11 protein-coding genes are annotated in these 14,453 nt (G+C 55.8%); 4 read left to right on the top strand and 7 right to left on the bottom strand.

The features are described from left to right. Nucleotides 1–217: 217 nt before the first annotated feature. Complete coding sequence (locus BLU48_RS32395; protein ID WP_156786506.1) at nt 218–373, top strand: hypothetical protein; 156 nt, start codon at nt 218–220, stop codon at nt 371–373. 61 nt (nt 374–434) lie between these two features. On the opposite strand, the gene BLU48_RS23815 is transcribed toward BLU48_RS32395, so the two are convergent. The 4 genes from BLU48_RS23815 to BLU48_RS23835 all read right to left on the bottom strand — a co-directional run bounded on the left by BLU48_RS23815 (nt 435) and on the right by BLU48_RS23835 (nt 5,932). Next, the gene (locus BLU48_RS23815; RefSeq protein WP_082240434.1) at nt 435–2,978 is read right to left on the bottom strand and encodes an AAA family ATPase; all 2,544 of its coding nucleotides are present in this window, start codon (nt 2,976–2,978) and stop codon (nt 435–437) included. A gap of 9 nt (nt 2,979–2,987) precedes the next feature. Next, nucleotides 2,988–4,241 (bottom strand): DUF1269 domain-containing protein, encoded by a 1,254-nt coding sequence (locus BLU48_RS23820; RefSeq protein ID WP_231988999.1) that lies wholly within the window; start codon nt 4,239–4,241, stop codon nt 2,988–2,990. A gap of 370 nt (nt 4,242–4,611) precedes the next feature. Then, the gene (locus BLU48_RS23830) at nt 4,612–5,664 is read right to left on the bottom strand and encodes an ADP-ribosylglycohydrolase family protein (protein ID WP_057025044.1); all 1,053 of its coding nucleotides are present in this window, start codon (nt 5,662–5,664) and stop codon (nt 4,612–4,614) included. Nucleotides 5,665–5,674: 10 nt separating this feature from the next. Beyond that, entirely contained in the window at nt 5,675–5,932 is a 258-nt protein-coding gene (locus BLU48_RS23835) for a hypothetical protein (protein WP_057025045.1), read from the bottom strand. Nucleotides 5,933–6,051: 119 nt separating this feature from the next. Here BLU48_RS23835 and BLU48_RS23840 point away from each other — a divergent pair, with 119 nt between their 5' ends. Next, nucleotides 6,052–6,927 carry a WYL domain-containing protein gene (locus BLU48_RS23840; RefSeq protein ID WP_057025046.1) on the top strand — a complete coding sequence of 292 codons (876 nt, stop codon included), beginning with the start codon at nt 6,052–6,054 and terminating at the stop codon, nt 6,925–6,927. Nucleotides 6,928–6,978: 51 nt separating this feature from the next. On the opposite strand, the gene BLU48_RS23845 is transcribed toward BLU48_RS23840, so the two are convergent. From BLU48_RS23845 to BLU48_RS23855, 3 genes are all read right to left on the bottom strand, one after another. Continuing rightward, nucleotides 6,979–7,647, bottom strand: coding sequence for an ankyrin repeat domain-containing protein (locus BLU48_RS23845; RefSeq protein ID WP_057025047.1), 669 nt, complete (start codon nt 7,645–7,647; stop codon nt 6,979–6,981). A 45-nt stretch (nt 7,648–7,692) separates the two neighbouring features. Beyond that, entirely contained in the window at nt 7,693–11,094 is a 3,402-nt protein-coding gene (locus BLU48_RS23850; RefSeq protein ID WP_057025048.1) for a TM0106 family RecB-like putative nuclease, read from the bottom strand. 63 nt (nt 11,095–11,157) lie between these two features. Continuing rightward, nucleotides 11,158–12,639 (bottom strand): hypothetical protein, encoded by a 1,482-nt coding sequence (locus BLU48_RS23855; RefSeq protein ID WP_057025049.1) that lies wholly within the window; start codon nt 12,637–12,639, stop codon nt 11,158–11,160. A 219-nt stretch (nt 12,640–12,858) separates the two neighbouring features. Between BLU48_RS23855 and BLU48_RS23860 the strand changes: the two genes are divergently transcribed. Together BLU48_RS23860 and BLU48_RS23865 are read left to right on the top strand one after the other, a co-directional pair. Beyond that, nucleotides 12,859–13,506, top strand: a complete 648-nt coding sequence (locus BLU48_RS23860; protein ID WP_057025050.1) for a HEPN domain-containing protein — start codon at nt 12,859–12,861, stop codon at nt 13,504–13,506. A 187-nt stretch (nt 13,507–13,693) separates the two neighbouring features. Then, entirely contained in the window at nt 13,694–14,437 is a 744-nt protein-coding gene (locus BLU48_RS23865) for a hypothetical protein (RefSeq protein ID WP_057025051.1), read from the top strand. Nucleotides 14,438–14,453 lie beyond the last annotated feature (16 nt).

A 14,453-nucleotide genomic window follows, 5' to 3' on the forward strand; every position in this document is an offset into this window, starting at 1 on the left:
AGTCAAGTCGAATGCAAACGGGTGGTCTCTGGCAGTGCAAATGGGTGGTCAAGTCTGTGCAATTACGCAGATTCCAGCCCCAAGTCTGTCGGTAGGTCCCGGAATTCCTGAGCGGCCCTTTTTCCCATCGAACTTATTTCGCGTCCCGTCCTACCGTACACAGTCGGTATGTTGTCCAGCTTACGGAAAAGGCCGTCCAGTGTAGGGTCACCGCTCCTTGAGCTGCCTGCAACGCGCCGAGCAGGCCGAGGTGGTCGACGGGCGATTCGTATTTCTGTGGATCGCCTTCAATGCTGCCTATGCCACCGACATCGATGAGACCCAACGATTGGCAGCCGAGTACCGCCATTTACCAACACTAAGTTATCGCTAAATGCCGTTGCGCAAATTCGCGCTCTTCGTAATCGGTAATTCAGAAACGCTTCAGAACACTCCTAGTTCTCCGTTGAGTACAGAGTGGCTGCGATGTTCCCAAAGAGTCCCGAATTACGATGAATATTGAGCATTCTAGCGGCTGGCGAGTTGTTTTCTATCTTGAATTTTGCCAGTTTCAGCTTGGCTTCCTCGCTTAGGCATAGAGCTGGATTTCCGAGTAAAGCGAGCTTCACATCAGCGTTGGTATCGTTAGCCAACGTTTCCTGAACCTCGCTGGTAACTTGTAAGTTTTTGGCAAGGTTGATCCGCACCTTGGAGCTGGAGTCAGTAGCTAACTGGACTTGAATTGCTTCGGCAAGTTTCGGGTGCGCGGCAAGGACAAGCTTTAAGGGATTGTCGGCATTTTTCAGCAACATTTGCTGTTCTGCCGCCGTCAACTCTGGACGTCTGGCAAATGCCTGCTTGATCTTGCTTGCGCCCTTCTCAAGGAGTTGAAGTTTTACATTGGCTCCAAGCGATGGATTAGAAACCAGGGCAGCGACAACCGAAATGTTGTCATCCACCGCCAGCTTAAACTGCAGGGATTCAGGCAGAATCAAGTTGCCGCCCACCGCCCTCCTTACGTCAGCATCGTCATCCAACACAAACTTCTCCAGAACTTGCTCGGGAAGTGCCCTATTACTTGCCAAGCCCTGACGAACAAGCGCATCGCTATCGGCTGCCAGCTTCTGCTGAAGAGTTGTCCCTTTCGCCTGGCTTGCCAGCTTGGTGCGCAGTTCTTTGGCAAGAGTACCGTCATTGATCTGGCGAATCAGCAGATCTTCCGGTGCATTGCCGTTCAAGCAGGCCAGCTCGAGTAGCTCCAGATCGTACTGTGGGCTGCTCAGGGGAATATTGATGCGAATCGACAGCAAGCGCTCGGGACAACGCGGGTTTTCGTAAACGGCCTTGATCACTGTGCGCTGCGAATCCATTGCCAACTTCTCTAGCTGATCGTCCGGACAATCCGGGTTACTCGCGACTTCCTCACGTTTCACATGGTTAGGGTCGGCAGCCATCTTGATCATCTGTGCCACACTGAGCCCCTGATACTCAGATGCCGGGCGCAACTTGAGTTTTTCGAACAACTCTTCGTACTTGCCGACCTGATCGCGCAGGGTTTCGCGCAGTGGGATGGTGGACTGGATCGCGTCTTCCAGCAATTTCTGAGTCAATGCGCTGCCGTTAATGAAGGCATTAGCCAAGGCTTCATTGACCGCATTCTCGATGTCAGCACCGCAGTAATCACGACACAGTTTTACGAGCTTCAACATCTCCAGTTCAGCAAATGTCTGGTTCGACTTGCCCAAATGGATCTTCAGGATACTTTCCCGCTCCACGGCATTGGGAAAGCCCACATAAAAGATCTCGTCGAAACGCCCTTTGCGCAGCAGCTCCGGTGGCAAAGCGCTGATGTCATTGGCGGTGGCGATAACGAACACCGCCCCGGTCTTTTCCTGCATCCAGGTTAGGAAGTAGCCCAGCAGGCGCGCCGTCACTTCCGAAGCATTACCGCCGCCCATGCCAACGAAAGCCTTTTCCAACTCATCAACCCAGAGAATGCAGGGGCTAACGGTCTCGGCCATACTCAGCGCACGGCGCATATTGTGCTCGCTTTCGCCGACATACTTACCAAGCAATGAGCCGATATCCAAACGCAACAGGGGCAACTGGAACAGGCTGGCTGCGACCTTGGCTGTCAGCGACTTACCGCAACCTGGCATACCGGCGATCAACACCCCTTTGGGTGCCTTGACTCCCCGTTTAGTGGCCTCGTCCAGCCGACGGATAATGGTGGAGCGCTGCTCCAGCCAATGTTTCAGGTTCTCCAGTCCACCGATATCGCCCAACTCCACCACGCTAGGGACCATCTCCAGCACACCGCTCTTGGCGATAATATGTTCCTTCTCGTGGAGAATCATCTTTAATGCACTCTCATCCAGCGTCGCGGCCTGCCGGGCCATCATCCTTAGCAACTGACCGATTTCGCTGATGGTCAGTCCACTCAGTCCTGAAACCACCTGATCATTCAGATTTTCCGGCACGGACAATTGCCCGCGGGCTGCTGCCTGCGTCAGCAAGGCCTTGATTTCCTCGCGATCCGGCAGCGGTAGGGCGAGCAAGGTTACTTGGGCCTCGATCGGGGCAGGGATACACACCGCCTCCGAGACCAGAATGACTGAGCACTCGCCAGCGTGATGACGTTCGATCAGGTTCAGCAACTGCTTGAGGCGTGCAATAGCGAGCGTGTTGTGTTCTAGAGCGAGTCGAGCGCCTTTGATCAGGATCAGTGACTGCTCCAGGTCCGCGTGCAACAGTGCTAACAGGGCGTGTTCCAGCTCGGTTTTGCCTGACTCGAGATTACTCAGTGGGCGCTTGTTGTCGAAGTCGACCCAACCATGCCCCAGGTTCCACTCGTGGATACGCTTGAGCCCGAGCTTATCCTGAAGTCGGATCAGCAACTGATCGACACGGGCCTCTTCGGCGGACTGGATATAGATGGCGGGAGCGCCAGCCAGAAAATGCTCTTCCAGCTTGATTTCGAAATTCTTTTTGCTTTTCATGAAAAAGCCTCAGCCAAAAACCCAGTTAAACGCGCCTTTGATACTATCTACTACGGCCGAGCCAACCTCTTTAATGGTTTCCGTCACTTTCCGAACAACCTTGCTGGCAACCTCGACAATCTTTCTGCCACCCTTTTCAATAAGCGTGCCCACCGCCTTCCCTGCTAAACCACCGGCAATGCCGCCAACAAGACCACCCACAGCCGTACCTCCAGGACCAAAAACGGAACCTAACGCAGCTCCCCATTTGGCGCCAAGTTGAGTGCCTTTCTGTTCGACTGCTTGCGCCAGCGAGCGAGCCGCCACCATGGTTGTCTGCTCGATGGCATTGATTGCGGTATCGGCGAGGATGTCGCCCTGCCCCAGCTTATACAACGCCTTGGAACGCTCCAGGCCGGTATAGGTAGTAGTCGCGATCACCTCGGTTGGTGTATTGCGGAAAAAACTCAGCCAACCGCTTTTGGCAGCAATCACCACGCCACCGGAAACGGCAACCTGCGCACCGATATGCCGGGTGGACTTCAGCGAACTGTCGAAAAATTCCTGCAGGGCGACACTGACCGGTGCGTTTTCATGGCCACGCATCCAGTTCCAGGTGCGCTGCCCGAGGATGCGGGCACCATGGCAGGAAGCATTCAGCGCCGCATTTAGCAATGCCTGATTGTTGATGTCCTTGGCAATGGCCAAACGGGAGTTTTCGTCCCAGATAGTCGGTTGTTTTTCCGTAGTGACTGTCGTACCGACAATGGCGACGCCGGCTGGTACCGTAGTGTGACGAACATCCCGCTTGAGTGTCTGCATCAGCGATACGTTGGCCGACTCCAGCATGTCCTGCACATGCCCGGCGTACTCGTCCAGATTCAGGTCGGGATTGCCCTGAGCGTCCTGCTCCAGCTCCTTGGCCAGCCAGTTAGCCGTGCTTTTCCCCTTGTCGAGATGTCGTTGCAACGACTCTTTATGCTGATTGGTACGCGTGATCGACTCGATGAGCGTGCTCGCGACACTTTCGACTTCGGCGTTGTTTTCCCAGAGATGCGGATACTTGTTGAATTCATGCGTGAGCCACTGATCCAGGGGCACCTCGTGGCGATGCTGGTCGTAGGAACGAATGAAGCTCCAAATGACCTCTACAGCCTTGGGCGCACTACCGGAGTCAGCGAATGCGACTTGGCTCAGCAGATCTGCTTGGCGCTCGTGCTCTTTTTCATCGTTAAGCATCGGCTCGGAAACGTTCGTCATAGAAAATCCGTCTGATTGGCTCATGGCAGAGTGTCCTTTGGGGTTCAGCAAGGGGTGACAAAAAAAAGAAATGATACCCGGCAAAGTGCCTATGGTCTCGCTAACGAATGGCCTTTTGCCATGAGGCACCACCCAGATATCACTGGACATGCACTTAGAGACGCATAAACAACTCTGCTAACGTCCGCTCAACCCACCCCGCATCGCGCATCTTCAACGATTCGCTCCCGCACTTCGGGCACTGCTTGAACCACTCCCCCGATCCCAGTGCATCACTCCGGGGTGCCACCGTTTTCTTCCAACCACATTCACCACACACAAACGTAAATGGCCTGGGCTTTATAGGCATCGCAGCTCTCCTAAAAATTATCCATAGTCGTCTCCATCAGCGCTCTCAGCCAGCGGGATACGCCAGCTCGATCTGCAAATCGAACTCTCCGCCATACCCACAGTACTCACGCGGAACGCGATCAATGTCCTCGGCGATTTGCACAATTACTTCGCGCAGTTCCAATTGTTCGAACCACCGAGTAGGAATCGCTGCAGCACCATACTGAACACCCAACAAGTGCCCGGCGATGAGCCCGGTACTGTCGCTATCGCCACTGTGATTCACCGCCGTGATAACGCCCTCTTCGAACGAAGGCGCTGCCAGGGCACACCACAATCCGATAGCCAGCGTTTCTTCGGCGACCCATCCGCCACCGAGCTCGCCTATTCGTTGCGGAGTGGGCTGGTAGCCCTCGTAAAAGTAGAAAAGTACGCGCTCAATGAGGCTCCGTATTTCTTCCATACCGGGCACTTGTCCATATTGGGCCAGGCTCTGAGTGACTGCGTGTTCCAGGCTGTCTTGCCGATCGACAATGCGCTGGAGAATATCGGCGAACAGCCCGGCCGCCAGGTAGCCCGTAGGGTGTCCGTGAGTCAGGCGCCCTGACTGGACAGCGTAGTCAAAGGCGTTTGCAAAGAAGGCGCAGGGCGCAACGCGCATCAAGGCGCCACAACCTTTGCTGTTATTTTCGGCCACAGCGCCCAGCCGCGGACTGGCCTTTAGTGCACCTAGGCAAGTAGTGCCAGGGGCGCGCCGAGACCAGAGCTCCGATTGCTTGATCAGCCAGCCGTCCACGCCGATCGGCATCGCCGTAGGGTAGTCCTGGGTTATCAGCCAGCGCAGCAACGCATGATGAATAATGCTGGGGACGTGGCAAGTCCCTCGTGAGCTGCCGCGCACAAACGCCCGCAGCAAGCCCTCTGCGGTGAAAAGCATCATCTGCGTGTCGTCGGTGATGGCGCCGGTGGTACCGAAAGCAGGGGCAAAATCAACGATACCTTGTGGACCGAACTTAGCTTCAATTGCAGACCACTCAAGAAACTCCACTGGGGCGCCTAGCGCATCACCGACGGCGCCGCCGAGCAGGCAGCCCTTGATCCGTTCGAGTCTATTCATGTCCTTTTCCTTATCCCTCTGCAGGGATCAATTCCTGCAGAATCACCAGCTTTCTTTGCAACTGCTGGACGTGCTCTTTCTCGGCTCGCAACGCCGAACGCAGTTCGCGGTTTTCCATCTCCCAGATCCGCGCCCAGCGCACACTCTTCTGGCAGCCCAGAGCCACCTGCCAGAGCTCATGCAACCGCAGACACTGATGCAGAAGCACCAGCAGGATTGCTCCCATCATCAGCAATGCACCTGTCGAAACCGCTTCCGACATACTCATGTCCACTTCCTTTCGTGACTTCAATTCATTTTGAAGACAGTCACACGATATGTAGTGTTAAACGACAGGTCTAGAATGTAGACTTATACAGGTAAAGTATTCGCGCACATGGAGAGGGTATGAAACGCAAGCAGTCCATCGAACAGGTACGCTGGGACCTGGCACTTCGCTATCGTTTGATTGAGACCGTTGCCTGGTGGGAGGGCCGGTTGACCACGGGACACTTGATGCAGAGCTTCGGCATCAGCCGTCAGCAGGCGTCCAAGGACATCAACACCTACATCACAGAACATGCGCCTAAAAATCTTACATATGACAAAAAAATAAAAGGCTACGTGCCCAGCAAAACCTTCACGCCACTGTTCATCGACGACAGCGCCAGCGCCTATTTGCACCTGCTTTACCAGAACAATGAACGCGCTCCGCACATTGATGGGCTCGCCCTGGCCTACGCCCACACCAAGGTGCTGGAAGTCCCGGATCGCCCGATTCGACCGGAGGTCCTGCGCCCATTGCTCAAGGCCTGTCGCGATGGCCTGCGCCTGGAAACCGAGTACGTATCGCTCAATACCCCTAACGTGGAAATTCGCCTCATAGCCCCTCACACGCTGGTCTACACCGGTATGCGCTGGCATGTGCGGGCTTACTGCGAGAAGAACGGCCAGTACCGCGACTTTGTACTCAGCCGCCTGCGGGGTCAGCCGGATTTGCTCGACGAATCGCAAAACACACGAGAGCTGGATGAAGACTGGAATACCGAGATACCAGTCATCTTTACAGCCGATGGGCGATTGAACGCGGCGCAGAAGTCGATCATCGAAACCGACTTCGGCATGATTGATGGCCAGCTAGTGGTGCCCAGTCGCAGGGCTCTGGTGAAGTATGTATTGCAACGCTATCAGATCGACCCGAGAAACCAGGCAACCAACCCCGAAGCACAGCAAATCGTGGTAACCAACCTCAAGGAGCTGCGACCCTGGCTCATGCATGACTAATCCTCAAGCCTCTGATCGAAGGCGTGTTGCCCCCGAGTCAATCGCTGTCCGTCAGTCATTTCGACTCGGCAACATCCATGTCCACCCGGCCGACATCTCGTGCCAGATACGCGCAGCACTTATGTAGTTGTTGATCTCCCGGATCAGCAGCTGCTGCGCTATGTCGTGATGGCCATTGAGGATCGCTAGATTTCGAGCGGTATTGCCCTCGTTGTTCTTCGCGTTCATATCAAGTTCGAACATATTGTAGTTGTCAGTGAAGTACTTGACGGCCTTGAAGTGGCCGCTTATTGCGAGCCAATGGATAGGCGTATTTCCGTCCACATCACGATGGTTGAGACTACCGCCTAGCCGAAAACGCGTTTCAAGGGTTTTGATTTTTCCCTGCCTGGCGGGCAGATGCATGTATTTATCGTGCGGCATGAAGCTGCCGAGGCCTTTCCAGTCCCGCCGTTGCTTGTCCCCCACGGCACCGAGTGCCTCCAGCTTCTCGATCAGGACGATTCGGTTCAGCCGGTAGGCGATGTCCAGTGGTGTGTCCCCTGCAAGATCTCGGTCATTGAACGCCAGCGGGTCAAACGACGACAGATACTGCGTATTGTCGAGAAGCACTGAAGCGTGCCAGTCCCCCAGGTCGAGTCCCTCTATGTCGTCAACGCAATAGCCCGTCGGGGCCAAAGTCTTTTGCAGCAGAGGAAGTAGAGCGGGCGAGATTGGCATTACTTTCTTCCCTGTTCCAGATAGATGACAAGATCCTTGTAGGCGCTAATCACACAGCGCGACAGCATTGGCAGTCGTCCCGTACCTGACAGCCATGCACAAGCCATTGACCAGGCTTATGTCGTGCGGAGTAAGGCAGCGAATGGCAGTCAGATTAGGGCTGGCGACGATACAGGCCAGCGACTTCGCCCGACTGACGGCCACATTCAAGCGGTTTTTCGAGTACAGAAAACCAATGTCTCTGGGCAGGTAGTCTTCATTCGAGGTCGCCATCGAAACGATGACAATCTCCGCTTCTTGCCCCTGAAACTTATCCACAGTGCCGACACGAGCGCCCGCTGGCAGCACCTGTTTCAACAACTGCACTTGCAGGTTATAGGGTGCTACTACCAGGATGTTTTCGATGCATATCGCGTGCTCGACGCCCTTGTTATCCACATAACGCTGCCGCAAGAAGTATGCGAAAAGCGCTTTGACTTGCTCCGCTTCTTCGTCCGAACTCTGGCTGTTGCCATCGTGCGCCACAGGGCAAAACATTAGCCCGCTGTCCGGCACATCCGGTCGTTGGCCATCCAGTAACAACACCCGTCGCTCGGTACCAGGCGCCGAGGAAAGTTGCCCTTCGTACACAGCTTGCGAAATGAATGAGCAAACCTTGGGGTGCATCCGCCAGGTTTGCGCCAGGAACACTCCACGATTAAGCGCGATGATGGGCGTGCCATTCAGCAGATAGTCGAGGATAGAGTCCCCGGAACGGCCTGGATGCACGCCTTGCACCGGTTGCGACAATTGCATCTGATCGCCCATCAGGACGATGTTGCGAGCAGCCATGCCCATCGTGACCAGATTCGCCACACTTACCTGACCAGCCTCGTCGATAAAGAGGTAGTCCAGTTGCTCGGTGAAGGCGGGATCGGCAAATAGCCAGGCAGTGCCGGCCGTCAAGTCAATGTTCGGCCCCCAGGCATCGAGGAACTCACTCTTGTCCTCAATGGAACGAATGCAGCGGCCGGTGAACTCCGTGCCTTCTCCCTCCGAGGACTTTTTCAATCCCTCAAAAGTGAATCCCTCTTCTTGTGCACGACACTCAACGGCCGCCAACAGATTATTGATGGCGTGGTGCGAATTGGAAGTTACGCCGATGCGCTTGCCCGCCTTGAGCAAGTCAACGATGACTTGCGAGCCGGTGTAGGTCTTGCCTGCGCCTGGCGGCCCCTGAATAAACAGCACGCTGTGCTCGAGGTTTCGCACCACCTGCTTGATGGCATCAATCGTCGGCAGGCTTGAATCAAGCAGTGGTGCACCCGGCTTGGCGCCCTTCACCCGCGGGGCGCGTCGATACAGAAAGTCGGTAACCGCCTGGAAGCGCTGCTCGCCAGCCAGGACGTTGTCGGCATATCGATACAGCGCCTCTCGCAGCGATTTAGTCGGAATCGGCTGGCCAGGAATCATGTCGAAGCAATCAGGCGGAGCTTTATTCACGGTGGCCTGGAATGTCGCCAGACACTTTTCATAGTCCAGATGAACCAGCTGTACCGCGTTCAGGGACTCACTGATGGCCCCTTTAGAACCGCTGCGCATTTTGGTTTCCTGAGGATCGAAGCTGTACTCAAACAAAAATGATTTCTTGATCGGTTCAGGCGGCGTTGTTGTGCGCCGCAAACCGGCCAGGCTCTCGATATCATCTAGCAGTTCCTCGGTTGTCATGTCCTGCCGGCTGAAAAGCTGCCACCACGTCGGCTTATCGGCGCGGCGGTGGAAGTCGAGTAGCTGGAAGGTCAGCAACGTGACCTGTTCCTCGTCACTCATGGCCTCTTCGTCGGTGCGCAGACCACCCAGTAAACGATCGTGATAATTCTCCAGAAGAATCTCGATTTCCTTTTGCTCCACGACTGACTTCTCGCCTTCGGCGGCAGCCCCTGAAAAAGCGCCTGCATTTGACGGCGTGATGTCCAGCAACCAGTTGCGCAGAAGGTAGGTGGATAGCACGTCGTCTTCGTTGTAACGCTCGATCTGCTCAAGCAACTTCGAATCGCCGGTCTCTTTCCATCGCTCATAAAACACGATGCTCGCGCCAGCATTGGTGACGTCGCCGTCACGTCGGCCCATGTAGAAATGCTCGATATTCTTGATCGAATAGCTGGGTTCGGACACCCGGATCGCTTCGCGAACGACCTTGTACAGATCGATCAGCTTGCCGTTGCGCAGCAACCAGTCCACTTGAGCTTCACGCGTGCCGTGCTGGCTCATCAGGCGTTTGATGGCCGTCTCTTCGTAACTTGCGTAGTGGTAAATATGAGCGTCGGGGTAACGCTTGAGATGCCCGATGACCCAGTCGATGAACTGCTCGAAGGCGATCTTTTCTTCATTTCTGGTATGCGCCCAGAACGGTTTGAAGGTTCGCTGCCCATACTCGTCGATGTAAAGACCGAAGAGGTATTCCAGCCCTCCCTCCTCCAGCGGATTGCCCTCCATGTCGAAGAACAGATCACCGTCGACCGCCTTGGGCATCCGATGGAAACCACGCCGTTCACCCAAGACAGGCAGGAGCTCGAACAACGGCACGTCACTGGAACGCCCCTGGAACTGCAAACGCGCCTGATGCCGCAACTTGCTCAATGACTCTGTCTGCAGTTTAGGAATGCGCAGGTCGTCAGTACTGTCCGCCAACTGGTGCAATGTGGTCACGCCGGCACTCTGTAACTTCTTGATTTGCGAACGGCTGATACCCGCTACCGCCGAGAGATGATCGTCCTGCAGTCGTTGTTCGTCGCAGCGATCAAGCCAGGCGCAGAACCCACAATGCCCGCATGGCTCCGGGTAAGTAACGGGTCGCTCGGCACTGTTCACGAACGCTTCGAAACGCTGTAGCACATGCTCCAGATAATCGGCGTAGTCAGCGACCCGAAATGCCTGCTCGGTACGCGCAGCATCACCGAGTACGACATACATAAACGTTGGTTGCACACCTTGGATCGAGATCAGCATTCGTGAATAAAGCGCAACCTGTACAAGGAACTTGGCCTTGGCCGTTTTCGCCAGTTTGGTGTCGATCACCTCATAGCTGTGGTCGCCCAGCGCCGACGCCCGCGGCACTTTGCGCAGGAAGTCGGCATGGCCAATAAAGGCGCCTTCCTGAAGCGACGCCTGGAAGATGATATCGACACCGGCCTTCATGGCCTGGATGGTCAGTACCACCCGACGCGCGAAACTCGGATTGCCCTCGGCAATGTCGACAACGTTGGCGTATTGGTTTTTCAGCCGTTCGAAAAAGGCCGCTTCATGGGCCAGACCTTTGTCCTGGATCAAACGGTTCTGCTCGCTTGCCGCCGCTTTTTCCATAGGGCTTACAAGGTTCTGAAGGTCCAGCGCCGTGAGGTGCTGGCACTCAAGAAAACCGCAGATATCTGAGGCAGAGTACAACTGAATTCCGTTCCGGCTTTGCATGGTCGCTTCCAGTACGGTGAAGCGTCCAGGAACGCTTCACGCTGATTCAATGTCGTGTGTGAGTCAGGCGTCGAGCGAGCATCCGCCGAAAAACTGCTCGAACAACGTCGTCGGCAAATGTTCTGCATCGAGCAGCCCGAAGTGCTTGCCCACGTTGCGCCCCAACGCCATCAGCGTCTTGGCAGAGTTCTCGGTACCTGCATATCCGGCGCTCAAGAGGTAGCCGATGCGTGCCTTTTCAGTCGTCGCCCGCAGATACGCATTGCCCGTGATCAACACATCCACCAAACAGACGCTTGCCCGTTCATCACCCAGGGTGAACGGTTCCAATGTCTCGCTCACCAATGCAGCGCACAACCCATCCTTGCCACCGACGACGATACGTTCGAGTTCTTCGAGCGACCGGCCAAACAGGTCGAATTCATCGATGGAAAACGCGAAACAGTAGCCCTGCGCTGTGGCACGCGTGAGCGGGTTCTCGTTGCGCGGGTTGGCCAACAGCCAGGCAGTGAAGGACGCTTTATTGTCGAGCGAACCGCTGTGGCGGAAGGCCAGATAGTCCTTTAGGACCTGACTGAAGGGATGCCCGGTTGGCACCCATCCAGTGCTTTCACGTTCACTTTTCTGCGGATCACTCGCTGGCACTGCGGCCTTCGGATCAGTCGCCAGCGTCACATCAAAGCACCGCAGGTCATAGCCGAGCATAAACAGGCTGGCCTCGAAGGCATGGCATCGCGTGGGCAGCGCCCCTTGTTCGGCAAACCAGCCAGTACGTTCGAGCAGGGCGCGGATAATCCAGCCCAACCGCACCTGCCAACGTGCCCATTCGGCATAATCAATCGCCGAAAATTGCGGCGCCGCCAAGCCGTTCAAGAACGCTCCCGGGTTGCGGATCTGGTTGCCACGAGCGGCTCCGGACGGGAACGCCAGCAGAGGTTTGCCGCTCCCCGTCCATTGCTGGCGAAACAATGAATACAGCATGCCTGTCGCTGCGCCGACGCGACTGTCATAGATGGGTGACCCCGACGGATCAAGCAAGGCGTGAATCTTGGTCAGGCCAGCATCGAAACGCTCGACACTGATCGCGTCGAGATCATTCAGATCATTGTCGCCGTCGAGCGACATGAGCCCGGCCATTTCCCGCAGATAGCTCGACAGCTCGCCCTTTTCGGCCAGCCGGTGCAAAAATGGAATGGCTCCCCGGACACCACCCCAACGAAGAATCTGCAAACACGCCTGAAGCGCTTGTTGTTCGTCCCCCCGGTTGACCGCACTCGTCAGCCACTCGCGAAGTTGTCCGAGAGAGCGTTGAGTTTCAGCCCAGGTTTGTGAATCCACCGAATTTTGATGGGTATCTTGCCAGCTTGCTTTCCAGCGGTATTGCTCAAGAATCTGCTCGAAACCCTGGACATCAGCGGTTAAACCGCCCGGCACAAATTTGCTCGCCTTGAAGCGCAGCTTGAACGTCAACGTCGGCAAGTTCGTTGCGAGCCATGCGATGAAGGACTCAACTTCAGGTTGCGCCAGGAACTGTTCGCGCTTCATGCAGACCACCTTGCAGGTAATATCGAATGGCCATACCCTAAGCAAAACCACAGCCCCCGTCCATGTTGTTTGTCCGTACAGGTAAACAAATGGAGCAGGTTCTCAGGCTCTCGATAGAAACTTCTCTACCCATGCCTGGGTTTAATCAAAAATATGTAAAGTTTTCAGACGCTCCCAATCTGTTGACGTACTGCCCATGACCTCAAGGATCGGCACCCCATGGACCATCAAGCACTCAAGACCCGTCATCGACAGGAACGTGAAAGTCATCATCCCAACCTCACCTTGCGTGTTCATCGGGCGCTGAGTTGGCTCAATCGTGCCGAGCAAGCTGACGATGTCGATGGGCGTTTTATCTTCCTGTGGATCGCCTTCAACTCGGCCTACGCCACCGATATTGACGAGCAGTACCGCCTTTCCGAGCAGTCCACGTTCAAGGCGTTCCTGGACAAACTCTGCGCGCTCGACACGGCCAACCTGATCGAGAATCTGGTCTGGTCCGCGTTCTCCGGCAGCATTCGCGCGTTGCTGGACAACCCCTACGTGTTCCAGAGCTTCTGGGATTACCAGAACGGCAAGATCAGCGAGCAACAGTGGACCGAGCGCTTTGCCAGCGGTCGGCGAGCAGCGCAGCAAGCGTTGGCCAACCGCAATACCCCAGCAGTGCTCGGCGTTCTGTTCAATCGAATTTATACATTGCGAAACCAGGTCATGCATGGGGGCGCAACCTGGAACAGCAGTGTGAACCGGGATCAGCTGCGCGACTGCTCAAACCTTCTCGGCAAGTTGGTGCCGGTGATTATTTTGCTGATGCTGGATAACCCGGAAACGCTATGGGGTGATGCTTGTTATCCGGTTGTTTCTTAGGTCGTGGGACTTTCCAATCACGCGATCACAAACGAAGTGATTCCGCTGGCTGTTCATCCTCATCACCTAACTTGCCACTGTCGAGCATGACATCTTCGTCCTCAATCAGAGGGATTGCGAAAAAGCGGGGACTTTGGGCGCAAACTGCGCCCGTTCCCGCCCACGAACTGTTCAAGGAAAGAATGCAATGATCAAGAAATCGGTATCGGAGCTCTCGTTCGTCAACAAAGGGTCGCCATTGCCCACTGTCGAGGTCGACTCGCACTCCGTCGAAAATGCGGGCTTTAGTATCTACCGCACTGTGATGCAGGTACTGACCCAGTTGGCCGAACAGGACGCATCACTTCGCGCAACCCTTTACATGTACGCTTCTGCCAGCGTCAATTTCCGTGAGCAGAGCTGGTCTGAATTCCTGTTGGTTGCCGGCCCTAATAAGGTTCTACTGGCCTTGGGCGCTGGCTTCGAGCGGTTGCCAGCGGTGAAGTCGCGGTTCAGCGATTACGTTTCGTCCTCCATAGCCCTGCGCACCTTTCATGTCGAGGATGGGCTGGTATGGGAGCAGGAGGACGCCTGCACTTGGTATCCCAATGGTCAGAGCCTGGCTGACCTGACCGCTGAGGCCGAAGAGGCGGAAGAGGCCGATGATGATCCGGAACTTATAGAGGGGGATGAAGAGGACGAGGACTGGGATGTCGAGGAACCAGATGCCGAGGATGAGCAGGGTGCAGACCAGGCCGTGGCCACTGCCGAGCGAAGGGCGGCGCGCTATCGGGCCGCACGTTCGGATGCGAAGGTCAGCAGCATTCGGGCAGCCATCGAGGAAGTCTTTGGTCTACCGGAAGGTTCGGTCGCGCTCTGTGGACCGGATCGGCGTGCGCTGCGGGGAGATGCCCGGATCAGGACGTTGCGCAAACGCTGGGAAGAGAGCTGAGCAGGGGAGCAGATAA

Source organism: Pseudomonas synxantha (assembly GCF_900105675.1).
Lineage (GTDB): Bacteria > Pseudomonadota > Gammaproteobacteria > Pseudomonadales > Pseudomonadaceae > Aquipseudomonas > Aquipseudomonas synxantha.